Genomic DNA, 26000 nt, shown 5'->3' on the forward strand with positions numbered 1-26000 from the left:
ATGTTCCCGCCTGATTCCCGCCTGTTGACCGGCTGCTCTCGCGCTCGCACCTGCTCCCGGCGCCCTGTCGTCCCGCTGCCCCGTGCCCGCTTTGAGCACGGTGGGCGCCATGTACGGAGTTCCCCTCTCGCATCCAACCATGCCCGCGCGGGGGCCTGCTCACTACCCGGCGTCAACCCCTCGTACCGCGGGACACCACGCGTGACAGGGCCTCCACGACGCGTGGTTCGTAGTCACGGGCGCCCCCCAGCCTGAGCCGCTCCAGGGCCCGCAACGAACCCTCCATGGAGGCATTCCCGGCGACCATGTCCTCGTACGCGTTGACCGCGCGGACGATACGTGCTGTAAGGGGTTGCTCACGGAAAGGATCGGCCTGCCGTTCCACCACCACGGCGACTTCCGAGGACACTCCCGTCTGCCGCACCACGGCACCGCCCAGCAGGGCGATGCGGCGCTGCAACTCGGGGTCGAGCGCTTCGGTGGCGCCCGAGGCGACCGGATCCACGAGGGAGAGCTGGCCGATGTCGTGCATGAGCGCCGCGTACTCCAGCACGGTGAGTTCCGGGTCCGTCAGCCCCAGCTCGCGGCCGACGGCACAGCTCAGCTCGGCGACCCTGCGCGCGTGCCCGTGCGGTGTGTAGCCGGCCACTTCGGTGGAGCGCGCGAGCGAGGCGATCGTCTGCCGGTACGTGCCGCGTACGGTCGCGTACCGGCGGAAGGAGAACTGCGTGAGCAGCAGCGGCAGGCAGAAGACGGGCAGTGCCCACAGTCCGGCGACCGCCACCGCGAGCGCTATCACCGCGCCCGTCGCGCCGATGGCCGGGGCTATGCCGACGCGGGCGCGCAACTGGCCGCGCAGGAGCGGTACGACGGGTCTGCCCGTACTGCCCGCGGCGAAGACGGCGGCCAGCCATGCGTCGCACAGACCGGTGAGCAGTGTGACGGCGAGCAGGCAGAGCGCGTAGTACGGTCCGCGCCCCACCCAGTGCGCCAACACGCCCGAGGTGTAGAGCGGTTGGAAGCATGTGGCGGCGAACCCGACAGCGAGCACTCCGCGCATCGCGTGGTCCAGGTCGAGGGACGGGCCTCGCGCCACCCGGGGCGCACTGCCGGCCAGCGCGGCGACGATCACGACGGCGACGACCTGCAGGGCGCCGTGGGAGGTGTCCCGTCCGCCCACCTCGCCCAGCAGTGCGTAGCCGAGTGCGCCGGCGGCGCCCAGCGGTGCGCTCGTAGGCGCGCGTCCGTCGTGGTCACGGCCGGGCATCCGAACGCGCGCCGATTCGCCGACCGCGATGACGGCGGCGAACGCCAGCGCCACCAGCGGCTGTTCGAGCCCGCGCCACAAGGTGACGCCGAGCGCGGCACAGCACAGGACCACGGCGGACGCACGGCTCAGCGCGACGAGGTACTTCATGGCGAGGGCCGCCCCGCGCCGGCCTCCTCGGCGGTGTGGGACGGAGGTGCCGAACTCGCGGAACCGGCGGCGCCGTTGGAGCCGTTGCCGCGGTCGGCGCCGTTGGACCCGGTGGAACCGCTGCCGCCGCCGGCACCGTTCGCAGCCCCTTCGCCCCGCGCCGCACTCGGGTCACGCCGCTCGCCCCGCGCCTCGGGCCGCTCGCCCCGCTCGCCCCGCTCACGCGCTGCCGGTACGTTTCCGCCCGGCCGGTCGGCTGTGACGGCGGGCGACCATTCCTGCCGGTCCAGGGCCCGTGCCAGCGCCGACACCATCCGCGGGTCGAACTGCGTTCCCGCGCACCGCTCCAGCTCGGCCACCGCCGTCCCGACCGGCCGTGCCCGGCGGTAGCTGCGCGTGGAGGTCATAGCGTCGAAGGCGTCCGCCACCGCCACCACCCGTGCGAACTCGGGGATTTCGGCGCCCGTCAGCCCGTACGGATAACCACTGCCGTCGAGCCGCTCGTGATGGTGCAGGATCGCGTCACGCGCCTCCCCGAGGAAACCGATGCCGCGCACCATCTCGTGCCCGTACTCAGGATGCAGCTCGATGACGCGGCGTTCCTCGGGGGTGAGCGGGCCGTCCTTGCGCAACAGCCTTGTGGGCACGCCGAGTTTGCCGACGTCGTGCAGGATTCCGGCGAAGCGCAGCGCCTCCGTCCGCTCGTCGTCCATGCCCAGCTCACGCGCTATCAGGACGGACGCCCGGCCGACGCGTTCGCTGTGACCGCGCGTATAGCGGTCCTTGATGTCGACGGCCTGCACCAGCGCCCGGATCGTGGACTGGTGGGCCCCGCGCTCACGGTGGTACTGGGCGAACACCCAGCAGCAGATGTACATCGGCAGCAGCACGAAGAACGCCGCCGCCGGTCCGTACGGGCTACGCCACAGCACCGCCATCATCAGCCCGACGAGCCCGTGCAGCAGATGAGGCGCCGCCGCCCGCTGGAACTGTCCGCGCCAGGCCGCACGCAGCGCACACCGCTCCGCGGCGACCAGAACGGCGCCGTCCAGTGCCGTGACCACGACGCAGAAGACGAGAGCGGCGGCGGCCGCCGCCCACAGCACATCCGGGAAGCCCTCCGCGAACGGGACGAGCGCCGGACCCGCGACGGCGGGACCCCCGCCACCGGACGGGACCGACAGGCTGCCGCCCAGCAGTGAGCAGACCTGCGCCGACGCCCAGGCCGCAAGGGCCAGTTGAGCCGCGTGCCAGGTCCGGCGAGCGGCCGCGTGGCCGGGCTCGACGCGGCCGATCAGCGCACCCGGCAGCGGTACGAGCGCGGCGGCAGCGGGGGGCAGCAGGAAGGCGGCGGTCAGCAGCACCGGGAAGAACGCACCCATGTTCCCGGGGACCTTGTGGCCCATCAGCGGGCAGCGCGGCGCGTACTCACAGATCGCGTAGAGCGCGGTCAGCGGCAGCAGTACGCCCCATTCGAGGCGGGGAAGATCCAGGAGAGCGGGGCCCGCACAGCTCAGCGCGCCGGACGCAGCACACGCGATGAGCCCACGCGCCCCCCACGGCAGGCCGGCTCGCCCTGCACGCATCGGAAACTCCTCCCCGTACCACGTTGGAAGGGGAGAATAGGACGGCAGTGGCGCGAGTGGGGCCTCATCCGCTCAATGGTCCGTTCGGGACAGGAAGTTCTCACACCTTTGAGTGAGAAGAGGCCGAATGTACGGGTGGGGCAGCCCCAACTCCCGTACTGACACGGCGAATCGAGGCGAAACGCGTCGGGTGCGGCGGCGGCGCCTCCGCACCACGCGTCACGCGTACTTCTTGCGCCCGGAGACGGACTCCGACGGCGGGGGCGACTGCGACGGCTCGCCGCCCGCGTCCGACTCGGCCTGACCGCCCGGGACTTCGGCGCCCGCGGCCTCGGCCGCACGGATACGTTCGATGCGCCCCATCACCTTCGAGCGCAGATCCGACGGCACGTCGTCATGGCCGCAGCAGCGCTTGACGAGCTTCTTGACCTCCTGCTCGAGGCCGTACTTCTCCAGGCAGGGAGAGCACTCGTCGAAGTGCTCCTTGAACTTCTCGCAGTCACTGTCCGGCATCTCCCGGTCCAGGTACTCGTAGAGGTGGTCCAGCACCTCGGAGCAGTCCGTCTCGTGCGGCTCTCCGCAGCTCATGAGCCCGAACCTTTCCCGTCGTGCGACTGAGCGGCACCCGCGGGTGCAAGCCCGCGGTCACGCGCGTAGTCCTCCAGCATGCCGCGAAGCTGCCGCCGGCCGCGGTGCAGCCGGGACATGACCGTGCCGATGGGCGTGCCCATGATGTCGGCGATCTCCTTGTAGGCGAACCCCTCGACGTCCGCCAGATACACCGCGATGCGGAACTCCTCGGGGATGGCCTGGAGGGCCTCCTTCACATCGGAGTCCGGCAGGTGATCGAGGGCCTGCGCCTCGGCGGAGCGGAGGCCGGTCGACATGTGCGACTCGGCGCGCGCGAGCTGCCAGTCCTCGATGTCCTCCGCAGCGCTGCGCTGAGGCTCGCGCTGCTTCTTCCGGTAGGAGTTGATGAAGGTGTTGGTGAGGATCCGGTACAGCCAGGCCTTCAGGTTGGTGCCCTCACGGAACTGATGGAAGGAGGCGTACGCCTTCGCGTACATCTCCTGGACCAGGTCCTCGGCGTCCGCCGGGTTCCGCGTCATGCGCAGCGCCGCCGAATACATCTGGTCGAGGTAGTTCAACGCGTCCCGCTCGAAGCGCGCGCTGCGCTCCGCCTCGGTCTCCTGCCCGGCGTTTCCGCCGTCTTCGGTCCCGGTGACCGGACCCACCTCCTCCGGTGCTACGGCGAGCCCGGTAGCGGACCCGCCCGAATCGGAGAATAGACGACGTTCCACTCCGCGCGCCGCCCCGGTTGTCGTCCCGCCGGCAAGCGCGACCGTGGCCCAGTCCAGGTCAGCGGCCTTCGGACGCTGCGGGCAAGCGACAGAACCCATACTGACGGCTCCCTTGGTCTCGTTACTCTGACTCTGCCGTGAACACATCCCGGGCGGGTGTTCATTCCCGCGCCCGCCAGTCATCACCGGTCCGCGACGGGCGGGAGGGAGAGCCCCGCCAGCCAGCCGGCGACACCGTCGGTGAGGACGTCCATCGCCTCCTCCTGCCCGGTCTCCGCGCGCTTGGGCACGGCGAAGCCGTGGTCACCGTCCGGCACCTCCACGATCCGGGTGCCCTCGGGGAACTCGCCGGGACGGCCGAAGGGATCGCGCCCGCCCTGCACCACGAGCACCGGCAGCCCCGTGCCGGTCAGCTCGCCGGCGCGGGACTTCTCCGGCTTCCCCGGGGGATGGAGCGGGAAGGAGAGCGCGAGTACGGCCCCGGCGCCCAGTTCCCGGCCCGTACGGCACGCAACTCGCGCGCCTGCGCTGCGCCCGCCCGCGACCACGGGAAGCCCCGGTGAGCACAGCTCGGGCCACAGCTCACACCATGCCGAGTCGAGCGTCTTCGGCGCGGGAGCCACCTTCTTGCCGGCCACGCGCCAGGGCTGCTCGACGAGCGCGACCGTGACTCCCGTCGCGGGCAGGGCCGCAGCGAGCGCCTGCAGGTCCCGCGCCTCGATTCCGCCGCCGGCGCCGTGGCCCAGGGCGAGCACCGTGTGTGCCGCACGGGCGGAGTGGTGCCAGGTGATACGGGCATCCCCGGCCGGGGTCGGGACGGTACGGGCGTCCGTGGCGGGGCTCGCCGTGCTTCCCGTCTTCGCGGTGTTCCCCGTCTTCGCGGTGTTCCCCGTCTTCCGGGCTTGCCCGGCGGGTACGCCGTGTCCGGCGGCTGCGGCTCTCTTGGTCATGGAAAGCCATCCTGCCCCGTCTCGTCCCCGATTCCGTCCCCGTCCCCGTCCGGCCCGGTCCGTGGTCAGCGGCACTGGTCGGTGGTCATTTCAGTGGTCAGTGGTCAGTGGTCAGTGGTCAGTGGCCGGTGGTCAGTGGCCGGTGGTCGGTCCTCATCGGCCGTCGGCCGGCGGCCGTGGGCCCCGCCCCGCGTCAGAACAGCGTGCCGACCTCGGGTCCGGTCCACTCCCTGACCAGGTCGGGACCGTTGTTGCGTACGTTGCTGACGTCCGTGGAGACCGGGTACGCACGCATCGTCCCCGGGGGCGGCGGCTGGAGCAGCGCCCGCAGGTCCTCCTGCGACCTGCGCGCCGGATTCAGCCAGGCGTTCCAGCGTTCCGGCAGCACCATCAGCGGCATCCGCGGATGGATGTCCGCCAGCGACTCCGGACCGTCCTCGCCGGTGTCCCCCACCAGCGGGGCCTTCTCCGCCTCGGTGGTGACCACGGTGCAGGTCGCCCACCAGGCCCTCGGGTGGTCGTCCGGCAGCGTGCCGTCGCGCCAGAACTCGTAGAGCCCGGCCATCGCCATCACGGAACCGTCCGCAGGCGTCACGAAGTACGGCTGCTTCCGCGGCCGCTTCCTCCTCCCCTCCTGCTCCAGCTGAAGCTCTCCCTTTGCCGTACACCATTCGAAATAACCGTCAGCCGGGAGCAGGCACCGGCGGGCGGCGAAGGGCCGGCGGAAGGCCGGCTTCTCGTGCACCGTCTCCGCCCTGGCGTTGATCATCTTGGCGCCCATTTCGGGCGACTGGGCCCAGCTGGGTACGAGCCCCCACGTCAGAGTCCGCAACTGCCGTACCGGCCGCGGATCGTCCAGGCCCTTCACGGGGCGGTCGAGGACCGCGTGCACCTGCTTCGTCGGGGCGACGTTCCAGTCGGGCGCCAGGGTCTCCTGGGGGTCCGTCATCTCCACGCCGAAGAGCGCGACGAGGTCCTCGGGTCTCCGGCTTGCTGCATAGCGTCCGCACATAAGTGCCACACTGCCACGGCACTGATGTGAAGCGCCCCGCGTTCACGGAGAAGCACATTCCGTTCTGGGAGAGGGTGTGCGGGCAGCGCACACGCGCGGGGCAGGGGAGGACGAAGGACAGAAATGGACACCACGAGCATCGCCGGCCTGTGGGACCGGGTCTTCGGCACGCAGCCGGACCCGGACCAGTGGCTGGTCCTCACCACCGCCGTCATAGCCCTCGCGGCGGTCGTGCCGCACGGCGTGTGGCGCTTGTCACGGAACGCGGTCACCATCGCGCACGAGGGCGGGCACGGCCTCATCGCCCTGCTGTCCGGACGTCAACTCGAGGGCATCCGGCTCCACTCCGACACCTCCGGCCTCACCCTCTCCCGCGGCAAGCCGACCGGCATCGGCATGGTCCTCACCGCGGCCGCCGGCTACACGGCTCCCTCCCTGCTGGGCCTCGGCGGTGCGTGGCTGCTGGCCGCGAACCACATAACGCTCCTGCTGTGGAGCGCCACCGCGCTGCTGCTGGCGATGCTCGCGATGATCCGCAACGCCTACGGCGTGCTCACCGTCTTCCTCACCGGCGGCCTCTTCGTCCTGATCTCCTGGCTGACCGAGCCGCAGGTGCAGGCCGGATTCGCATACGTCGTCGTCTGGTTCCTGCTGCTCGGGGGCGTACGGCCGGTATTCGAGCTCCAGGGGAAGCGCCGCCGCGGCGGTGCCCCGGACTCCGACGCGGACCAGCTCTCGCGGCTCACCCACGTACCCGCCCTGGTCTGGCTGGTGCTCTTCCACGCGGTCTCGCTGTGCTCGCTGACCGGCGGCGGCCGCTGGCTGCTCGGGCTGTGAACCCGCGGCCGTACGGCCTGTGAGCTGCGCCGCGGAGGCTCCGCGGGGGCGCTCCGTCGCCGGATACGCCACGACCGGCGTGTCCGGCGAACGACTAAGGTGAATCTCATGACCGAGCAAACCGCCTCCGCCGCTCTGTGGCCCGCACCGTTCGCAGACGCACCCGTCGAAGCGACCGTCGCCGTGCCCGGGTCGAAGTCGGTCACCAACCGCGGTCTCGTGCTCGCCGCCCTGTCCGCCGACTCCGGATGGCTGCGCCGCCCGCTGCGTTCGCGGGACACCCTGCTGATGGCCGCGGCCCTGCGGGCGCTCGGTGTGCACGTCGAGGAGGGCGTCGGCCCGGACGGCGCCGGCGAGTTCTGGCACGTCATTCCCGCCGGGCTGCACGGCCCGGCCACCGTCGACGTCGGCAACGCGGGCACGGTGATGCGGTTCCTCCCGCCGGTCGCGGCCCTGGCGGACGGCCCGGTGCGCTTCGACGGCGACCCGCGTTCGTACGAACGTCCGCTGCACGGCGTCATCGACGCACTGCGTGCCCTGGGCGCCCGCGTCGACGACGACAGCCGGGGGCGTCTGCCGCTGACGGTGCACGGCGGGGGTTCCCTCGCCGGCGGCACCGTGGAGATCGACGCCTCGGCCTCCAGCCAGTTCGTCAGCGCGCTGCTGCTGTCCGGACCGCGCTTCAACCAGGGCGTGGAGGTGCGTCACACCGGCGGCGCCCTGCCCTCGGCGCCGCACATCCGCATGACGGTCGACATGCTCCGCAAGGCCGGGGCGCAGGTCGACGCACCCGAGGACGGCGGCGAGCCCGATGTCTGGCGGGTCACCCCGGGAGCTCTGCTCGGCCGTGACCTGGTGGTCGAGCCCGACCTCTCCAACGCGCAGCCCTTCCTGGCTGCCGCCCTGATCACCGGTGGGCGCGTCACCGTCCCCGACTGGCCCGAGCAGACCACCCAGCCCGGCGACGCGCTGCGCGGCATCTTCACGGAGATGGGCGGCTCCTGCGAACTGGACGAGCGCGGGCTGACGTTCACCGGAAGCGGCCGCGTCCAGGGGCTCGACGTCGACCTGAGCGACGTCGGCGAGCTGACCCCCGGCATCGCCGCCGTCGCCGCCCTCGCCGAGTCGGAGTCGGTGCTGCGCGGCGTGGGCCATCTGCGGCTGCACGAGACGGACCGGCTCGCCGCGCTCACCAAGGAGATCAACGGCCTCGGCGGCGACGTCACCGAGACCGGGGACGGGCTGCGCATCCGGCCCCGCCCGCTGCACGGGGGCGTCTTCCACACCTACGACGACCACCGCCTGGCCACGGCCGGTGCCCTTCTGGGCCTGGCGGTCGAGGGCGTACAGGTCGAGAACATCGCCACGACGGGCAAGACCCTCCCGGACTTCGACCGCATGTGGGCGGCGATGCTGGGCCAGGCAGGCCCCGGCGCAGGCGGCCCGCAGGCCGGCGACGGCACGCGCGTCGAAGAGAGCGCCTGAGGACGGGCCGGGCGATGCGCCGCTACGGCAAGCACACCGACGAGGACGACATCCGCGTACGTCCTGGCCGCAGGGGAAGCCGTCCGCGCACGCACGACCGCCCCAAGCACGAGGACGCCGCACCGGGCATGGTGCTCACCATCGACCGGGGCCGGATCACCTGCCTCGTCGAGGACCGCACGGTCACCGCGATGAAGGCCCGTGAGCTGGGGCGCAAGGGCGTCGTCGTCGGGGACCGGGTGGCCGTCGTCGGCGATCTGTCCGGCGAGAAGGACACCCTCGCGCGCATCGTCCGCGTCGAGACGCGCACATCCGTACTGCGGCGCACGGCCGACGACAACGACCCGTACGAACGCGTGGTCGTCGCCAACGCCGACCAGCTCGCCATCGTCACCGCGCTCGCCGACCCGGAGCCGCGGCCCCGCTTGGTCGACCGCTGCCTCGTCGCCGCCTTCGACGCCGGGCTGGACCCGCTGCTCGTGCTGACCAAGGCGGATCTCGCCCCGGCCGGGCCGCTGTTGGAGAAGTACACGCCCCTGGGAGTGCCCCATGTCGTCACCAGCCGCGACGAACTGGCCGTCGGCGATGCGGCGGAGCGCGTACGGGAATCCCTGTACGGGCGGATCACCGTGTTCGTCGGTCACAGCGGCGTCGGCAAGACCACCCTGGTGAACGCCCTCGTGTCCCAGGATCGGCAGCGCACCACCGGCCACGTCAACGCGGTCACCGGACGGGGGCGCCACACGACGACCTCCGCACTCGCCCTGCCGCTGCCGGGAGAGGGAAGCTGGGTGATCGACACTCCTGGTGTCCGCTCCTTCGGGCTCCACCACGTCGACCCGTCGCGGGTCATCGGAGCCTTCCCCGACCTCGAACCCGGTACCGCCGGGTGCCCGCGCGCCTGCAGTCACGACGAGCCGGACTGCGCCCTCGATCAGTGGGTCGCGGACGGCCACGCCGACCCGCAGCGCCTGTACTCGCTGCGCCGGCTGCTGGCGACGCGGGATCGGCACGAAGGGGACTGACGATGCGCAGCAGCGCACCGGCGGCGCGGAAGCGGAGGCGAAGGCAGACAGGGGCAGGGCAGAGGCGGCGGTGCAGCTCAACGCGGCTCAGCGCGGCTGCGCCATCAACGCCCCCACCACTTCACGGATCTGACCGACCGCCTCCTCGTCCCGTCGGCCGGCCGACGGCGCGACCACGAACGACAGCGCGATCCGCACCCCCGCCTCACACGCCAGGCCAAGCTTGCCGGAGGAGCCGTTCTGGGAGAGCCCGTCGATCATGCGCTCGCACAGCGTGGCGGCGAGCGTTCCCGGTTCTCCGGGGCGTAGGGCGGCGGACACGCTCTCCGGAGGCAACGGCATCGGGGTGCCCCAGCATCCCGTGAGCGCAGCACGGACGATCGGTTCGTCGCGAGCGGTCCGCAGCATCCAGGCGGCGGCGGCCGCACAGGAGGCCGCGGGATCGGCGCCTCCCCGTCCGCCCTCGGCGGCAGCCCGTACCGCGCCCTCGACGAAACCGTCGACCAGGCGGTTCACAAGGGCGGCTCCGAGCCCTTCCTTCGTGCCGAACTCGTTGTAGAGCGTCTGCCGGGACACACCGGCGGCGGTGGCGACGTCCACCATCCGCACTCCTGTCCAGGGCTGTGTGCCGACGGCCGTGTGTGCGGCTTCCAGCAATGTCTCGCGTGCAGTAGGCATCGTGCCTCCGGACCCGGCGGCTGGGGTGCGGGACAGAATTGACGCGTCGCCAAGTCCTGTCAAGACAGCGTGCGGACACCGGTCGCAGTCGCCGGTCAGGAGCCTGCCGCCGGCCCTGCCGGGACCGCCCGTTCGCCGCCGTCCCGTCCGTCGGAGCGAATGGGCGGCACTCGCATGGCTTCCCGGTGGCACTGCCCTGTGGCTGGGTATCCGGTGGGTAGATACTGTTCACACATGCCGGACTACCACGATGATCTGCGTCTCGCCCACGTACTGGCCGACGCCGCCGACGCCGCGACGATGGAGCGGTTCAAGGCTCTCGATCTCAAGGTCGAGACGAAGCCGGACCTGACTCCGGTGAGCGAGGCCGACAAGGCTGCCGAGGAGCTGATCCGTACTTCGCTCAAGCGCACGCGCCCGCGCGACGCCGTGCTGGGCGAGGAGTTCGGCACCGAGGGCCACGGTTCACGCCGCTGGATCATCGATCCGATCGACGGAACGAAGAACTACGTTCGCGGAGTCCCGGTCTGGGCGACGCTGATCGCCCTGACAGAGCTGGGCGAGGGCGGCGACCAGCCCGTGGTCGGGCTGGTCTCGGCCCCGGCGCTCAACCGGCGCTGGTGGGCGGCGAAGGGCGGCGGCGCGTACACGGGCCGCAGCCTCTCGCAGGCCACACGTCTCCACGTCTCGCGGGTCGAGACCGTGCGGGACTCGTCCTTCGCGTACTCCTCGCTGCACGGCTGGGAGGAACGCGGCATGCTCCCCGGCTTCCTCGAACTGACTCGCGACTGCTGGCGCACCCGGGGCTACGGGGACTTCTGGCCGTACATGATGGTCGCCGAGGGTTCGGTGGACTCCTGCTCCGAACCCGAGCTTTCGCTCTGGGACATGGCGGCCCCCGCGATCATCGTGAAGGAGGCCGGGGGCATGTTCACCGGCCTGGACGGCAGGGAGGGCCCGCACAGCGGAAACGCCCTCGCCTCGAACGGCCTGCTGCATGAGGAAGTGCTCACCTACCTGACGGCTTAGCGCGCCTTCGGGTGCGCCTGTCAGCACGCCTGCACGAAACCTGTCAGCAACGCTGCGCGAAACCCGAGCGCGGTGCGGGGAACCGCGCGCTCCCCTGCCGGTGCATGTGCCCTTGTTGTGGTCCCGAAGCCGTGTGAACATAAGGATCCGTAAGCTTGTGACCTTGTGAATCTCTTCTCGAGCGGGAGAGATTTCTCCAGGAGGTGGACCACGCACATGCCCACCCTCGTCCGAGACGCAATGACCACGGTCGTCCTCACCATCGGTCCCGCCCACACACTCCGCCAGGCCGCAGCTCTGATGTCGGCCCGTCGGGTCGGCGCAGCCGTGGTCTTCGACCCCGACACCAGCGGGCTCGGCATCCTGACCGAGCGCGACATCCTCAACTCCCTCGGAGCGGGCCAGGACCCCGACCAGGAGACGGCCCAGTCACACACCACGACCGACGTCGTCTTCGCGGCGGAGGAGTGGACGCTGGAGCAGGCGTCCGAGGCCATGACCCACGGCGGGTTCCGCCACCTGATCGTGCTGCGCGGACAGGAGCCCGTCGGGATCGTCTCCGTACGGGACATCGTGCGCTGCTGGACCGCAAGAGCGCAGACCGTGGGGACCGTCGGGGTGTGAGCTGAGCGTCGCTGCATGCGCCCGGCCATCCAGGAACTCACCGAACAGGCACAAGCAGGACCCAGCCGGCCACGATCACCGGCCTGACCAGGACCAGGACCAGGACCAGGGACAACACCGGAGGGACCGCACGGCGGTGCGGTCCCTCCGGTTTCTTACGGCGAGCTGCCGGATCAGCCGCGCAGGGCCTGTACCGCGGCCTCCAGCCGCTTGCCGTAGTCCTCGTCCGCCTTGCGGAAGTTCTCGATCGCGCGCTGGGCGATGTCCTCGCGCGTGACCCTCGCGATGAACCCCGCCGCGTTGTCGATCAGGCGCTGCTTCGCGTCCTCCGGCATCAGCCGGTAGAGGTTGCCCGCCTGTACGAAGTCGTCGTCCTCTGTGTGCGACGGGGTGACGTGGTCACCGGTGAGCCCGGCGACCGCGACCGGTTCCCACAGCGGCCTGTCGGTCTGCTTCGTCTCGTCGAAGCTGTTGGGCTCGTAGTTCTTCCTGCCGCCGTGCCTGCCGTCGTACATCACGCCGTCGCGGCCGTGGGAGTTGGCGGCCGTGGCGTGCGGGCGGTTCACCGGCAGATGGTCGCCGTTGATGCCGACGCGGTAACGGTGGGCGTCCCCGTACGCGAAGAGCCGCCCCTGGAGCATCTTGTCCGGGGACGGGCCGATGCCCGGCACGAAGTGGTGCGGCGAGAAGACCGACTGCTCGACCTCGGCGAAGATGTTCTCCGGGTTGCGGTTGAGCTCCAGCTTCCCGATCTCGATGGGCGGGTAGTCGTCGTGCGGCCAGACCTTGGTCAGGTCGAACGGGTTGAAGCGGTAGCTCGACGCATCCGCGGCAGGCATGATCTGCACCTGCACCGTCCAGCTCGGGAACTGCCCGCGCTCGATGGCCTCGCGCAGGTCCCGCTGGTGGCTGTCCGGGTCCTTGCCGGCCAGGATCTCGGCTTCCTCGTTGGTGAGGTTCTTGATGCCCTGGTCGGTCTTGAAGTGGTACTTGACCCAGAAGACCTCGCCGTCGGCGTTGTTCCACTGGAAGGTGTGCGAACCGTAGCCGTTCATGTGACGGTACGAAGCCGGGATGCCGCGGTCCCCGAGGAGCCAGGTCACCTGGTGCGTCGACTCGGGCGAGAGACCCCAGAAGTCCCAGACGTTGTCCGCCTCCTGCGAGCCCGTGTACGGGTCGCGCTTCTGGGTGTGGATGAAGTCGGGGAACTTGATGGCGTCCCGGATGAAGAAGACCGGGGTGTTGTTGCCGACGAGGTCGTAGTTGCCCTCCTCGGTGTAGAACTTCAGCGCGAAGCCGCGCGGGTCACGCACGGCGTCCGCCGCCCCGAGGTTGCCGGCCACGGTCGAGAACCGCAGGAAGGTCTCGGTCTCCTTGCCGACCTGGGAGAGGAACTTCGCCCGCGTGTACCGCGTCACGTCGGCGGTCACGGTGAAGGTGCCGTACGCGCCCGCGCCGCGGGCGTGGACGATGCGCTCCGGGATGCGTTCGCGGTTGAAGTGGGCCAGCTTCTCCAGGAGGAGCTGGTCCTGGATCAGGGCGGGCCCGCCCGGGCCCGCGGTCTGGGTCTGCTGGTTGTCCGCGACCGGGGCGCCGGCTTCCGTGGTCAGCGGACCGGTGGCTTTGTCCTGCACCGTCACGTACTCCTCCTGCTTGCTGTGCTGGGCTGAGCTTGAGCCGATCCTACATTGGACATTGTCTAAGTCAAGAAGGCGACTACTTCCATACGGGTTCTTTTCCCGGACGCCCGCACTGCTAGGGTTGACGTATGAGCGACCTGCTGGAGCGGCTCCGGGACCGTGGCTGGCGGCTCACCGCGCAGCGGCGAGTCGTCGCCGAAGTACTCGACGGCGAGCACGTGCATTACACGGCCGACGAGGTGCATGCGCGCGCCGCCGCGCGCCTGCCGGAGATCGCACGCGCCACCGTCTACAACACGCTGAGCGAGCTCGTCTCCATCGGAGAGGTGATCGAGGTCAGCACGGACGGCCGCGCGAAGCGCTACGACCCCAACGCCCGCAGGACACATCAGCACTTGGTCTGCTCGCAGTGCGGCACGATCCGTGACGTGCACCCCTCCGGTGACCCGCTGGCCGGCCTTCCCGAGACCGAGCGTTTCGGGTTCAAGATCTCGGACGCCACGATCACCTACCGGGGCACCTGTCCCCAGTGCGCCGCCGGCTGACGCCGTCTCTCCGCTGGCCGCGGCGCGGATCGCGGCGAACCCGGCGGGCCTGACAGGAGCGGCTTGCACACTTGGCACATGCGAAGGGCCCGGATCCTCAAGGATCCGGGCCCTTCGACTTCAGTAGCGGGGACAGGATTTGAACCTGCGACCTCTGGGTTATGAGCCCAGCGAGCTACCGAGCTGCTCCACCCCGCGCCGTTGTGCCGTAACTCTAACCCTGCGCCGACGACCAGTGCAAATCGCTTCCGTACAGCCGGGCCGGGCCCGCGCATGAGCGCACGTGGCCCGGCCCGCCGCACGGTCGTCCACCGCCTCAGCGGTCAGGCGGTCCGTCCGGCGGTGGGGGCGGCCGGTCAGGCGGTCAGCTCCGACCGAAGAGCGTCACGCAGCTTGGCCGCACGCCCGGCCACCTCGGCAGGACCGAGTTCGACCGCCCTGGCGCACCAGCGCTGCCCCGTCTCGAGCTCGCCCCGGCGCGCGCTCAGCAGCGCGAGACGGAGCGCCGCGCGCCCGTGTCCCGCCTCGGCGGCGCGGGTCCACCACAGGGCCGCCTCCGGCTCGCTGCCCTCGCGGGCCAGCAACAGACCGAGGTTGAAAGCCCCGTTGGGGCTGCCGGCCTCCGCCGCGGCCCGGTACCAGCGGGCGGCGTCGACGATCTCCCCGCGCGCCGCCACACACATGCCGAGCCGCACCTGCGCACGCCTGTGCCCCTGCTCGGCCGCGCGCTCGTACCACTCCTCGTGCTCGTCGCGGCTGCTCACGGACGCCGTCGCACCCGTACCGTCCGCCTCCTGCCGGCCCCGGCGCTCCAGGAGCACGGCCAGCCGGAAGGCGCCCTCGACGCTTCCGCCGCCGGCGGCACAGCGCAGCTGAGCCTCAGCTCCCTGCTCGTCGCCCTCCCGCAAGAGCGCGATGCCCACCTGCAGCGCGGCCTCCGCGTGCCCCGCTGCGGCCGCCCGCGCGTACCAGACCCGGGCCGTACGGTGATCGCCCCGGCCGACGTACAGGATGCCCAGGTTGAACGCGGCGTCGATGCTGCCCGCCTCCGCCGCCTTGGAGAACCAGGGCTCCGCGCCGTCTGCGTCGCCGCGCTGCAGGAGCAGCACGGCGAGCGCGTTGGCCGCCTCGCGGTGGCCGGCGTACGCGGCACGGCGATACCACTGCTCGGCCTGTGCGGTACGGCCCTGAGCCGCGCACAGCAGCCCGAGGTTGAACGCGCCGTTGTCACAGCCTGCTTCGAGCGCCACGCGATACCAGCGCTCCGCGGCCTGGCGCTCGCCTCGGTCGGCGTGGAGGGCGCCCAGCGCGTTCGCGGCGTTGCCGTCGCCTTCCTCGGCGGCACGGCGCCACCAGACCGCAGCGCTCTCCTCGTCGCCCGCGTCCCGGAGCAGGAAGCCCAGCGCGCAGGCGGCACGCGGCTCGCCCTCCTTCGCGGAGGTGAGATACCAGCGGCCCGCCTCCTTCAGCTCGCCGCGGCGCTCCAGGATGGCCCCGAGACGGAGCGCGGCACGGCGGTGGCCGCGCGCGGCAGCCTGCCTGAACCACTGTTCGGCCTCGCGTACTTGGGCCTCCGCCGCCTCGTCGCTCTGCTCCCCCTCGGCGGTGACATCGGCCCCACGGGCGCTGACGATCTGCGCGAGCCTGTACGCGGCTTCACGGTGGCCCTGTTCGGCGGCAGCACGGAACCAGGCCTCCGCGCCGTCCTCACCACGGTGATCGAGCAGGTCCGCCAAGGCGTAGGCGCCCAGCGCGTGCCCGCACTCGGCGGCGTGCAACAGCCAGTAGTGCGCCGCGACTTCGTCGCCGCACTCCCGGTGGTGCCGCCCGAGCGCGTGTGCTGCCGCAGCCGAACCGGCGACCGCGGCGACGCGCCACCAGCCCGCGGCCTCATCCGTGCTCCCCCGCTGGTGGAGCAGAACGCCCAGATTGTTGGCAGCGGCACGGTCGCCGGCCGCGGTGGCGGAGCGCAGCGGCCCCTCCGCCCCGTCGAGATCGCCACGGCGCAGCAGTTGGGCGCCGAGCACGCTCAACGCACCGACGTCCTCTACGTCTTCGGCCCTGCTGTCAACACCAGCCCGGCCCGTACCGGTACCCGGCGGAGCTTCGAGCCTCACCTTGTCCCCCATAAACCCCATGTTCGCACCACCCGCAACCCACGTACACCTGGAATACCACCACCGGGTGAGGTCACTTCAGAGGTTTGTCGACTTCCCGACAGAGAGACACCTCAAACCGCCTGCCACGAAAGGGGATTGAGGTGTGACACGTTGACGCACGCGAAGGGCCCGGATCCTTGAGGATCCGGGCCCTTCGACTTCAGTAGCGGGGACAGGATTTGAACCTGCGACCTCTGGGTTATGAGCCCAGCGAGCTACCGAGCTGCTCCACCCCGCGCCGTTGTGTGACAACTCTACACCACGGTACGGAGTGCTCCGCACCCGGGCCGGCCTGGCCTCCCAGTGGCCTCCCGGGTGCGGTCGGCTACTCCTTCTTGGCGGCCTCCTCGGCGTCCTGCGCCTCCTTGATGGCCGCCTTGAGGTCCTCCTGCGCCTTGCCGTACGCCTTCCAGTCGCCCTTTTCCAGCGCGTCCTGACCGGCGTCGTAGGCGTCCTGCACGTTCTTCAGCGCCTCGCGCACCGAGGCGTCACCGGACGACGGCGGATCCTGAGGCTGCTCGCCGGGATCGGTCTCCTCCGAGGGCGCGCCCTTGCTGTCGAAGACCTTGTCGAGGGCCTGGCCGAGGGTGTCCTCGAAGGCGATGCGCTCTCCGTAGGTGACCAGAACCTTCCTCATGCGTGGGTAGTTCGTGCCGGCACCGCGCACGTACACCGGCTCGACGTAGAGGAGGCCGCCTTCCAGAGGCACCGTCAGCAGGTTGCCGTACTCGACCTCCGAGTCGCCACGTTTCAGCAGGTTGAGCGACTCGGCGATCGCGGGATCGGAGTTGAACTTGCTCTGCACCTGCGACGGCCCGGAGACCGTCGTGTTGGACGGCAGCTTCAGCATCTTGATCTTGCCGTACCCGGGACTGCGCGGATCAGCGTCGATCGCCATGAACGCGCCCAGCGTCTCCCGCTTGTTGGGGTTGAACGTCGTCGTCAGCGAGAACGTCTGCTTCTTCTCGTCCGGCATCTGGAGACTCAGGTAGTACGGCGGTACCGCACTCCGCTGAGTCGTCGTCGGATCGTCCGGGATCTGCCAGCGCTCACTGCCGCTGTAGAACTGCGACGGCGACTTGACGTGATAGCGGGTCAGCAGCTCGCGCTGCACCTTGAACAGGTCCTGGGGGTACCTGAGATGGTCCATGAGGTCGTTGCCGATCGAGCTCTTCGGCTTGACCGTGTCGGGGAACGCCTTCATCCAGGTCTTCAGCACCGGGTCCTTCTTGTCCCACTGGTACATGTCGACCTTGCCGCTGTACGCGTCCACCGTGGCCTTCACGGAGTTGCGGATGTAGTTCACGCGGTTCTGCCGGGCGACCACGGCACGCTGACCGTCCGTCAGCGAGTCCTCCGTGGTGTCGCCCAGGGTCGTGCGCGAGGAGTACGGGTAGTTGTCCGACGTCGTGTAGGCGTCGATGATCCACTTGATCCGGCCGTTGACGACCGCCGGGTAGGGATCTCCGTCGATCGTCAGCCACGGCGCGACGGCCTCGACCCGCTCCTTGGGCGTCCGGTTGTAGAGGATCCGGGAGCCCTCGCCGATCGCTCCGGAGTAGAGGATCTGCGGCTCGTTGAAGTTCACGGCGTACGCGGCGCGGTTGACCGGGTTGGAGAGGTTGACACCGCTGTTGCCTTCATAGGTGTACGTCTTCTCGCCCGAGTCGTCCGCGTAGTCGAGCTCCTTCTGCGGACCGCCGACGATCGAGTACTGGTTGGTCTTCTCGCCGTAGTAGACGCGCCCCTCGTACTTGCCCTTGTCGCCCTTGGGCGGCAGGTCCTGCTCGGTGAAGGACGGCGCACCGTCCTTGTCGACGGTGGTGCCCTTGGCGGCGACCATGCCGTAGCCGTGGGTGTACTTGAAGTGCTCGTTGATCCAGTTCTTCTCGGGGATGCCGTCCGTGTTGATCTCACGCAGACCGACGACGGTGTCCTGCTCCCTGCCGTCGTTGCTCTTGTAGCGGTCCACATCCAGCACGGCGGGGAACTGGTAGTAGCCCCTGACCTGCTGCTTCTGCTGGAAGGTCGGCGAGACGACGTTCGGGTCGAGCAGGCGCATGCTGGCGGTGTCGTCGGCGGCGGCCCGCAGTTGCTCCTTGCCGGCCTTGCTGGTGCCCGAGTAGTCCTTCACCTGGGAGTCGTCGATGTCGTACGCGTCACGGGTCGCCTTGATGTTCTTCTTGATGTAAGGCGTCTCCTTGGCCTGCTCGTTCGGCTGGACCTGGAACTTCTGGACTATCGCCGGGTACAGCCCGCCGATGAGGATCGCCGAGAGGACCATCAGCCCGAAGCCGATCACCGGAAGCTGCCAGGTGCGGCGCCAGATCGTCGCGAAGAAGAGCAGAGCGCAGATGATCGCGATGCAGAAGAGGATGGTCTTCGCGGGGAGATAGGCGTTGGCGTCGACGAACTTCAGACCCGTCCAGTTGTCCGTCGCCTTGAAGTCGCCGGACTTCACCGCCAGCCCGTACCTGTCCAGCCAGTAGGCGACGGCCTTGAGGGAGACGAAGAAGCCGAGCAGCACGGACAGGTGTCCGGTGGCCTGCGCGGTCGCGCGGGCGCCCGGCGTCGTCACGCGCAGCCCGCCGTACAGGTAGTGCACCAGCGCGGCGGCGAGCAGCGACAGCACCACGGCGGCGAAGCCGAAGCTGAGAAGGAAGCGATACCAGGGCAGATCGAAGGCGTAGAAGGAGATGTCCTCGCCGAACTGCGGATCGGTCTTGCCGAACGGCACGGAGTTGACCCACAGCAGCCATGTGCGCCACTGCCCGGCCGCCGAGGCGCCAGCGATCAGCCCCACGAGCGCGGTGACCCCGAGCAGCACCCACTTCTTGTACGGGGCGATGCTCATCCGGTAGCGGTCGAGGCTCTGCTGCTCCAGCGACATGGCGCTGAGCGGGGGCCGCAGCCGGTGCGCGATCCAGATGTTCAGCCCGACGGCTGCCGCCATCACCAGGCCGAAGACGGCGAACATGCCGACCTTTGTCCACAGCGTCTTGGTGAAGACCGAGCTGTACTGCACCGAGCGATACCAGAGCCAGTCGGTCCAGAACCCGGCGAACATCACGAAAAGCATGGCGAGCACTGCGAGCACGCCGACGGTCATCAGCAGCGTACGGGCGCGCCTGGACGGCCGGCCCACTCTGATCCGTGGCCCTGAGGGGCCGCCTGAGCCACGGTCCGGCATCTGGAAAGCCAAGGTGCGCACCTCGAAGATCGCTGTGAAGGAACGGGCCCGCATCGTAAGCCCACTCATGCAACTTACCGAAGCTTTACCCAGTTCCCGATCCCGGGGTGGAAGCGGGCAGGATAGAGCCATGGACAACCTCCCCACCGACGGCACGCCCCTGGCCTCCGACCCGCTCACCCAAGCGGTGCTGGAACTCGACGAGTACGCGGCAGGCCTGGGCTGGGACCAGCCGAGCCGGCTGTTCGCCCTGGTCGACACCGCCCGGCTGCGCGCAGAAGAGCCCGAACTCGCAGGTCAGCTCGGTTTCGACGACACGGCGCAGGCCACCGCCTCACTCACGCCCGTGGAACAGGACGAACTGCCGACCGGAGCTCCGCTCGACGAGTTCCTGGCGACGATCGCCTGGCCCGAAGCCGTCGCGGGCTGCGCGATGACGGTCGAGCGGCTGATGCTCCCGCAGTCGGCCGAGGCGTCGGTGCCGGAGGAACTCCAGCGGGAAGGCGCCGAGGAGAAGCTCACGGACTGGGTGGCCGAACACCCCGAACGTCAGGAGGTCCGGCTCACCGTCGCCGTGCTGCGGGACGGTACGCGCGAATCGGCACTGCGGCTGCGCGCCCAGGACAGCGCGACCGAGGTGCTGACGGGGGCCGGCCTGGTGCCGGGGCTGGCCGAGGCCCTGGCCGCCACATTCGAGGAGTGACCCGCGGAGGCTCCCGGGCAACCTGACCGGCAGGGGGCCTTGAGACAACGGAGGGCCGTGACACGGGCGCTCCTTCGCCGGGGAACTGCACCTGGGGAGCGGCGACGCCGCCCTCAGTCCGCCTTCCTCAGCCCGCCTTGCAGCGTGAGAGGCCGGCGGTGTCGTCCTCGCGGATCTTCTCCAGCGCATCCATGGCGTCGCCGATGGTGCCCGTCTTGACGAGCGTGAGACCTGCGGGCCTGTCCTTGGCCGCGGTCGCGCAGTTGGCGGCCGGAGTGAGGAAGTACTTCGCGCCCTTGGCGCGCGCGGCGACCGTCTTCATCTGGATGCCGCCGATGGCCCCGACCTTGCCCTTGTCGTCGATCGTGCCGGTACCCGCCACGAAGGAGCCGCCGGTGAGGTCCTCACGGGTCAGCTTGTCGACAATGCCGAGCGAGAACATCAGACCGGCGCTCGGACCGCCGACGTCCGCGAGCTTGATGTCGATGTCGAACGGGAAAGCGTGACCGGTCGCGGGCTGGATGCCGACGATCGCCCGCCCGTCGTCGCCCGCCTTCTTCGTGCCGACGGTTATCTTCTCCGCGTCGCGCGGCGACGGCTTCTTCCCCGCCTTCTGGGCCGCCTTGACCTTCGCCGCGGGAATGACCGTGAAGCTGACCTTCTCCCCCGGCTTGTGCTTGGTCACGAGGTCCGCGACGCCCTTGGGGTCCTTCACCGCCTTGCCGTCGACGTTGCTGATCAGGTCGCCGGCGTGCAGCTTGCCCTCCGCGGCTCCGTCCTTCACGACGGAGCCGACGATGATGTACGAGGGGACCCGGATCCCGAGCTCCCGCAACGCGGACACCTTCGCGCTCTCCTGCGAGGCGCTGAACTCCTCCGCGTTCTGCTGGTCGACCTCCTTGGCCGACTTGTCCTCCGGGTAGAGCGTCGAATGCGGAACCACCGCGCTGTCGTGCTGCAGCCAGCCGCCGACGGCCTCCAGCAGGTTCATCCGGTAGTCGGAGGCCGTGACGCGGACCGTCGTCATGTTCAGATGCCCCGACGTGTCGTACGTCCTGTGATCCTTGATGTTCAGCACCGGCTCGCCGTCGTGCTCACCGAGGGTGTTGACGGTGGGCCCGGGCGACATCTCCGCGTAAGGCACCTTGATCAGCAGCCCGGCACAGAGCATCGCTATGAGAAGCAGCGTGGACGCGAGCATCGTCGCGGTGCGTCGTGGCATGGCACGACAGTACGGGACGGGACCGTCAGTCCGCCGTCCGGGCGGGAGGATCCGCAACCGGCCGGGCGGCTGTCACGACTGGCTCCGCGGGAGGCTCCGGCCGGTGTCCGGCAGCGGTCTCCTCCATGCGTGAACGTTCCATCGCCGCGCGGAAGCGCTCGTAACCGGCGACACCCGCAGAGTCGGGGATGCCCGTCCGATGCCGACTGGCCCAGCTGCCCCAGACGCCGGCCGCGATCGCGGCCATGATCGGAATCAGCAACCAGGAGAGTGCCGCCATGAAGACCTCCCGACCCCTTGTGAAATGCGCTGTCCGACCGAGTCCTGCCGGGCAGAACGGCCGATGAGCAGATTAACTCCCGGCACGACAACGCTCTTTCCCGGGATCCGGTTACGCAACCGGAATGTGCACCGTCCGGGTGCGCCGATCGCCTCACCCGGTGACGCCACTACTCCGAGCCGCCCACTCCGCGGGCCAACCAACCCCCAGGGAGGGTGCTACGCGCCCACCCGACCGACCGCCCCTCAACGAGAGCGCTACGCGCCCACCCATTCTTCGGTGCCGTCGGTGAAAGTCTGGTGTTTCCAGATGGGGACCTCGCGCTTGAGGTCGTCGACGAGGCGGTGGCACGCGGCGAACGCCTCCGCGCGGTGAGGGCAGGAGACCGCCACGATCACGGCCAGGTCGCCGATGGCCAGCTCGCCGACCCGGTGCACGGCCGCGAGCGCGCGGACCGGGAAGTCGGCGGCGGTCTTCTCCGCGACCCGACGCAGCTCCGCCTCGGCAGTGGGATGCGACGAATACCCCAGACGGGTGACGTCCGTCCCGCCGTCGTGATCGCGCACCGTGCCCACGAAGAGCGCGGTGCCGCCCGCCGAGGAGTCGCCGACGGCCGTGAACACCTCGTCGACGGAGAGCGGTGCGTCGCGGATGCCGAGCAGCCGGATCGGGTCGGCCGCCGCCTGCTCGCCGGGGTGATCGTGCTTCTGTGCCATGGCTTCATGCTGCCGCAAGCGCGGCACCGGGGGAACTGCCTGCCCCGCGCAGGCCCTTACAGGCCGCGGCGCTTGCGGGCCCTGCGCACCAGCGCCGCCGTACCCAGCAGCGCCACGGTCGCGCCGGCACCGGCAGCCGTGGCGGCTTCCGTACGTCCGAGCCTGCGGCCCGCGAGCGTGTGACGCCCGGCGACCTCTTCCAGCAGCTCGGCGAGCACCTCTTCGTTCGTCCAGCGGGGCCGCCAGCCCGCGTCGTGGAGGCGGGCCCCCGAGACGACCCAGGGGTGCATCGTGTACGCGAGGTCTCCCGCCGGCGAGGGCGTGAGGCCCAGCCGGTGCAGCCGTGCTGCCGCGCCCAGCGCGACCGCCGAGGGCAGCTCCATGCGGCGGATCCCGGTGAGCTCCTCGACCTCCTCCTGCTCCAGCCAGCCGTCGCAGCCGACGGCCATCTCGCCGTCCGCCTTCTCGAGGACCGCGAATTCCAGCGCGCTGACCAGGTCCTCTACGTGGCAGAACTGCCAGCAGGGGCGTGAGTCGGCGACGACCAGCAGCCGGGGTGACTCGAAATAGCGGGTCAGCGCCGTGTCCATGCCCGCGCCGACGAGCACCGACGGGCGTACGACCGTGACGTTGAGCCCCGGGTGGGCGCGGGGCGCCCTGCGTGCGAGGCGTTCGATCTCCAGGAGGTCGCCGACGGCTGTGGCCTCGGCGGTGGCCCGCAGCTCCGCGTCCTCGGCGAGCGGGACGTCGTTGTCGGGCAGGGCCCCGTAGACCATCGTCGAGGTGCACAGGATGACGCGGGGCACCCCCGCCGCGGCCGCTGCGGTCAGCACCGTCTGGGTCCCTCGCACGTTGAGGGCGGTACGGGCGGTGGGATCGGTCTCGAGGTCGAGGTCGAGGGCGAGATGGACGACGACGTCCACGGGATCGCCGTCGTTGCGCAGCCGGTCGGCGATCGCCGGGTCGCGCACGTCGAGCGTGTGCCACTGAGCCTCGCTGACCTCGCCACGGCGCTCATCCAGCGCGATGACCCGCTTGATCTCCTCCGATGCCGCGAGCCGCTCCGTCAGCAGCGCGCCCACTCCTGACGCGGCACCCGTGACGGCGACTGTCGGGGTTCGCGCTGCGCGAACGTTGCTGTCGGAGGAACTCACCAGTCGTCTCCAGCGGTTGTTTCTGGTAGGAGGTGCGCAAGCTCCATCCTGCCTGACAGGTGTCTAGGCTGGAGGTGGAGCATGCGTCACCGAAGCAGGCTCGCCCGTGTCCCGTTTGGTCCACTTCGGCCACCCGGGAAGTCCAACGTAGTCCACACGCTCGTGCCTGCGAGCCGGACGTCGGCGCACCCTCCCGTCAGACCGAACGACCGCACGAAGACCCACGAGACCCACACGACAGAGCCGAGGAAACCCGTGAGTGACACCCCATTCGGATTCGGCGTACCTCCCGAGGAGCCCGAAGACGGGGACGAGGGCAAGAAGAAGGGCGAGGGCGCGGGCCAGGGCGGCACCCCGAACCCCTTCGGTTTCGGCGGCGGCGCCGGTGGTTCCGGCGGTCCCGGCGCGGACAATCCGCTGGCGGCGATGTTCGGCTCGCTCGGCGGCGGTCAGGGCGGCATGGACCCGAACGACCTGGGCGCTGCTTTCCAGAAGCTCGGCCAGATGCTCTCGTACGAGGGCGGGCCCGTGAACTGGGACATGGCCAAGGACATCGCCCGGCAGACGGTCGCGGCAGGGCCTCCCGGCAGCGGCTCAGCGTCGGAGGACGCGGACAGCGGCGCAGGCACGGGCGCGGGCACCAAGGACGCCAGCATCGGGCCGTCCGACCGCGCTGCGGTCGAGGAGGCCGTACGCCTGGCCGACCTGTGGCTGGACGGCGTGACGTCCCTGCCGTCCGGAGCGACCACGGCGGAGGCGTGGAGCCGTGCGGAGTGGGTGGAGAACACGCTGCCCGTGTGGAAGGACCTGGTCGACCCGGTCGCGGAGCGCGTCGGCGCGGCGATGGGCGACGTGCTGCCCGAGGAGATGCAGGCCATGGCGGGCCCGCTGCTCGGAATGATGCGTTCCATGGGTGGCGCCATGTTCGGTACGCAGATCGGCCAGGCGTTGGGCGTCCTGGCGGGCGAGGTGGTCGGATCGTCCGACATCGGTCTGCCCCTGGGGCCGGACGGAAAGGCCGCGCTGCTGCCCACGAACATGTCGGCGCTCGGCGAGGGCCTCGGCGTGCCCCAGGAAGAAGTACGCCTGTATCTCGCGCTGCGGGAGGCCGCCCATCAGCGGCTCTTCATGCACGTACCGTGGCTGCGCTCGCATCTCTTCGGGGCGGTCGACGGTTACGCGCGCGGGATCAAGGTGGACACCACCAAACTCGAGGACGTCGTCGGGCAGTTCGACCCGCAGAACCCGGAGGAGATCCAACAGGCCCTGCAGCAGGGCATGTTCCAGCCCGAGGACACCCCGGAGCAGCGGTCGGCGAAGGCCCGGCTGGAGACCGCCCTCGCACTTGTCGAGGGCTGGGTCGACGCGGTCGTGCACGCCGCGGCGGAGCCGCACCTGCCCTCCGCCTCCGCGCTCCGCGAGACCCTGCGCCGCCGCCGCGCCTCGGGCGGCCCGGCCGAACAGACCTTCGCCACGCTGATCGGGCTCGAACTCCGTCCGCGGCGGCTCCGCGACGCCTCCCGGCTGTGGGCCTCGCTCACGGACGCGCGGGGTGCCGAGGGGCGTGACGGCCTGTGGGCGCACCCCGACATGCTGCCGACGGCGGACGACCTGGACGACCCCGACGGCTTCGTGCACCGCGAGAACGCGGACTTCTCGGAGCTCGAGTCGCTGCTCGGCGACGCCGCCGAGGACTCCGGGAACGGCGGCGCCGCCAGCAACGATGACGGCGGCGAGGACCGCGGCGACGCCGATGACAAGGGCGCCGACAAGGGCCACGAGGCCGGCCGCGGCAACGAGGACGGCGGCGAGGGCGAGGACGGCGGCGAGGGCGACGGCGGCGGAAAGAAGCTGTGAGCCTGTACGACGATGCGACGCGCACACTGACGGAATGGTCCGCTCCGGCGGACGGCGGGCAGGAGGAACTGCGCCGCGGCTATCTGGCGCATCTGCGGGCCCACGAGGACGGCATCTGGAAGGCCTGTTCCGAGGGGCACATCACGGCCAGCGCCCTCGTGGTCGACCCGCCCGCCGGCCGCGTACTGCTGACACTGCACCGGAAGCTGCACATGTGGCTCCAGATGGGCGGCCACTGCGAGCCGGAGGACACGACGCTTGCCGGTGCGGCGCTGCGCGAGGCGCAGGAGGAGTCCGGGATCGGTGAGTTGGCGCTGCTCCCCGGCGGCCCGCTGCGCCTCGACCGCCATCTCACGCCGTGCGCCTGGCACTTGGATGTGCAGTACGCGGCGATCGCCCCGCCAGGCGCGCAGGAGAAGGTGAGTGAGGAGTCACTGGAGTTGCGCTGGTACGGCTACGACGAAGTGGCGGCGGCCGCCGACGAGTCGGTCGTACGGCTCGTGGAACGCGCTCGTGCGCTGGTCGGGGACGGACGGCGCTGAGCGCTTCCCGGCCTTCGTGGCCATGTCGCTGCCGCGACCGTCCTGACT

Annotated in this window: 22 protein-coding genes and 2 tRNA genes; 9 read left to right on the forward strand and 15 right to left on the reverse strand. The window is 70.5% G+C overall.

Annotated features, from left to right (window positions below):
- Positions 1 to 172 precede the first annotated feature (172 nt).
- From ACSMXX_RS09705 to ACSMXX_RS09730, 6 genes are all read right to left on the reverse strand, one after another.
- Entirely contained in the window at positions 173 to 1417 is a 1245-nt protein-coding gene (locus tag ACSMXX_RS09705) for an HD-GYP domain-containing protein (RefSeq protein ID WP_473183633.1), read from the reverse strand.
- Positions 1414 to 3003, reverse strand: a complete 1590-nt coding sequence (locus ACSMXX_RS09710; RefSeq protein WP_473183634.1) for an HD-GYP domain-containing protein — start codon at positions 3001 to 3003, stop codon at positions 1414 to 1416. The genes ACSMXX_RS09705 and ACSMXX_RS09710 overlap by 4 nt, the downstream gene beginning before the upstream one ends.
- A 219-nt stretch (positions 3004 to 3222) precedes the next feature.
- Entirely contained in the window at positions 3223 to 3591 is a 369-nt protein-coding gene (rsrA, locus tag ACSMXX_RS09715; RefSeq protein WP_473183635.1) for a mycothiol system anti-sigma-R factor, read from the reverse strand.
- Positions 3588 to 4238, reverse strand: a complete 651-nt coding sequence (locus ACSMXX_RS09720; RefSeq protein WP_070011062.1) for a sigma-70 family RNA polymerase sigma factor — start codon at positions 4236 to 4238, stop codon at positions 3588 to 3590. The genes rsrA and ACSMXX_RS09720 overlap by 4 nt, the downstream gene beginning before the upstream one ends.
- 248 nt (positions 4239 to 4486) lie before the next feature.
- Positions 4487 to 5254: an alpha/beta hydrolase family protein gene (locus ACSMXX_RS09725; RefSeq protein ID WP_473183636.1), complete on the reverse strand. Its 768-nt coding sequence runs from the start codon at positions 5252 to 5254 to the stop codon at positions 4487 to 4489.
- A gap of 193 nt (positions 5255 to 5447) precedes the next feature.
- Positions 5448 to 6266, reverse strand: coding sequence for an SOS response-associated peptidase (locus ACSMXX_RS09730; protein WP_473183637.1), 819 nt, complete (start codon positions 6264 to 6266; stop codon positions 5448 to 5450).
- Positions 6267 to 6389: 123 nt separating this feature from the next.
- Here ACSMXX_RS09730 and ACSMXX_RS09735 point away from each other — a divergent pair, with 123 nt between their 5' ends.
- From ACSMXX_RS09735 to rsgA, 3 genes are all read left to right on the forward strand, one after another.
- Positions 6390 to 7103 (forward strand): M50 family metallopeptidase, encoded by a 714-nt coding sequence (locus ACSMXX_RS09735; RefSeq protein WP_473183638.1) that lies wholly within the window; start codon positions 6390 to 6392, stop codon positions 7101 to 7103.
- A gap of 108 nt (positions 7104 to 7211) precedes the next feature.
- Positions 7212 to 8588, forward strand: a complete 1377-nt coding sequence (gene aroA / locus ACSMXX_RS09740; protein WP_473183639.1) for a 3-phosphoshikimate 1-carboxyvinyltransferase — start codon at positions 7212 to 7214, stop codon at positions 8586 to 8588.
- Positions 8589 to 8602: 14 nt separating this feature from the next.
- Positions 8603 to 9613, forward strand: a complete 1011-nt coding sequence (gene rsgA / locus ACSMXX_RS09745) for a ribosome small subunit-dependent GTPase A (RefSeq protein ID WP_473183640.1) — start codon at positions 8603 to 8605, stop codon at positions 9611 to 9613.
- A gap of 87 nt (positions 9614 to 9700) precedes the next feature.
- On the opposite strand, the gene ACSMXX_RS09750 is transcribed toward rsgA, so the two are convergent.
- Positions 9701 to 10291, reverse strand: coding sequence for a TetR/AcrR family transcriptional regulator (locus ACSMXX_RS09750; protein ID WP_473183641.1), 591 nt, complete (start codon positions 10289 to 10291; stop codon positions 9701 to 9703).
- A 234-nt stretch (positions 10292 to 10525) separates the two neighbouring features.
- Between ACSMXX_RS09750 and hisN the strand changes: the two genes are divergently transcribed.
- Both hisN and ACSMXX_RS09760 read left to right on the forward strand, forming a co-directional pair.
- The gene (hisN, locus tag ACSMXX_RS09755) at positions 10526 to 11320 is read left to right on the forward strand and encodes a histidinol-phosphatase (RefSeq protein WP_473183642.1); all 795 of its coding nucleotides are present in this window, start codon (positions 10526 to 10528) and stop codon (positions 11318 to 11320) included.
- A gap of 216 nt (positions 11321 to 11536) precedes the next feature.
- The gene (locus ACSMXX_RS09760) at positions 11537 to 11944 is read left to right on the forward strand and encodes a CBS domain-containing protein (protein WP_473183643.1); all 408 of its coding nucleotides are present in this window, start codon (positions 11537 to 11539) and stop codon (positions 11942 to 11944) included.
- A gap of 173 nt (positions 11945 to 12117) precedes the next feature.
- On the opposite strand, the gene ACSMXX_RS09765 is transcribed toward ACSMXX_RS09760, so the two are convergent.
- Positions 12118 to 13584 carry a catalase gene (locus tag ACSMXX_RS09765; protein WP_473183644.1) on the reverse strand — a complete coding sequence of 489 codons (1467 nt, stop codon included), beginning with the start codon at positions 13582 to 13584 and terminating at the stop codon, positions 12118 to 12120.
- A gap of 128 nt (positions 13585 to 13712) precedes the next feature.
- On the opposite strand from ACSMXX_RS09765, the gene ACSMXX_RS09770 reads away from it, so the two are divergent.
- Positions 13713 to 14129 carry a Fur family transcriptional regulator gene (locus tag ACSMXX_RS09770; RefSeq protein ID WP_473183645.1) on the forward strand — a complete coding sequence of 139 codons (417 nt, stop codon included), beginning with the start codon at positions 13713 to 13715 and terminating at the stop codon, positions 14127 to 14129.
- Between the two features lie 124 nt (positions 14130 to 14253).
- Here ACSMXX_RS09770 and ACSMXX_RS09775 read toward each other — a convergent pair.
- From ACSMXX_RS09775 to ACSMXX_RS09790, 4 genes are all read right to left on the reverse strand, one after another.
- Positions 14254 to 14327 (reverse strand) — tRNA-Met (locus ACSMXX_RS09775).
- Between the two features lie 158 nt (positions 14328 to 14485).
- Positions 14486 to 16258 carry a tetratricopeptide repeat protein gene (locus ACSMXX_RS09780; RefSeq protein WP_473183646.1) on the reverse strand — a complete coding sequence of 591 codons (1773 nt, stop codon included), beginning with the start codon at positions 16256 to 16258 and terminating at the stop codon, positions 14486 to 14488.
- Between the two features lie 194 nt (positions 16259 to 16452).
- Positions 16453 to 16526 (reverse strand) — tRNA-Met (locus tag ACSMXX_RS09785).
- An 87-nt stretch (positions 16527 to 16613) separates the two neighbouring features.
- Positions 16614 to 19547 (reverse strand): UPF0182 family membrane protein, encoded by a 2934-nt coding sequence (locus tag ACSMXX_RS09790; protein WP_473183647.1) that lies wholly within the window; start codon positions 19545 to 19547, stop codon positions 16614 to 16616.
- Between the two features lie 61 nt (positions 19548 to 19608).
- Here ACSMXX_RS09790 and ACSMXX_RS09795 point away from each other — a divergent pair, with 61 nt between their 5' ends.
- Positions 19609 to 20181, forward strand: coding sequence for a PPA1309 family protein (locus tag ACSMXX_RS09795; protein WP_473183648.1), 573 nt, complete (start codon positions 19609 to 19611; stop codon positions 20179 to 20181).
- A gap of 127 nt (positions 20182 to 20308) precedes the next feature.
- Here ACSMXX_RS09795 and ACSMXX_RS09800 read toward each other — a convergent pair whose 3' ends face one another.
- The 3 genes from ACSMXX_RS09800 to ACSMXX_RS09810 all read right to left on the reverse strand — a co-directional run bounded on the left by ACSMXX_RS09800 (position 20309) and on the right by ACSMXX_RS09810 (position 23553).
- Positions 20309 to 21403, reverse strand: coding sequence for a YlbL family protein (locus ACSMXX_RS09800; protein WP_473183649.1), 1095 nt, complete (start codon positions 21401 to 21403; stop codon positions 20309 to 20311).
- 537 nt (positions 21404 to 21940) lie between these two features.
- Positions 21941 to 22399 carry a molybdenum cofactor biosynthesis protein MoaE gene (locus ACSMXX_RS09805; RefSeq protein ID WP_473183650.1) on the reverse strand — a complete coding sequence of 153 codons (459 nt, stop codon included), beginning with the start codon at positions 22397 to 22399 and terminating at the stop codon, positions 21941 to 21943.
- Positions 22400 to 22455: 56 nt separating this feature from the next.
- Entirely contained in the window at positions 22456 to 23553 is a 1098-nt protein-coding gene (locus ACSMXX_RS09810) for an SDR family oxidoreductase (protein WP_070011077.1), read from the reverse strand.
- A 255-nt stretch (positions 23554 to 23808) separates the two neighbouring features.
- Here ACSMXX_RS09810 and ACSMXX_RS09815 point away from each other — a divergent pair, with 255 nt between their 5' ends.
- Both ACSMXX_RS09815 and ACSMXX_RS09820 read left to right on the forward strand, forming a co-directional pair.
- Positions 23809 to 25410, forward strand: coding sequence for a zinc-dependent metalloprotease (locus tag ACSMXX_RS09815; RefSeq protein WP_473183651.1), 1602 nt, complete (start codon positions 23809 to 23811; stop codon positions 25408 to 25410).
- The gene (locus ACSMXX_RS09820; protein ID WP_473183652.1) at positions 25407 to 25952 is read left to right on the forward strand and encodes an NUDIX hydrolase; all 546 of its coding nucleotides are present in this window, start codon (positions 25407 to 25409) and stop codon (positions 25950 to 25952) included. Before ACSMXX_RS09815 ends, ACSMXX_RS09820 begins: the two co-directional genes overlap by 4 nt.
- The last annotated feature ends 48 nt before the right edge of the window (positions 25953 to 26000 follow it).

This window comes from Streptomyces sp. DSM 116795 (assembly GCF_055792905.1).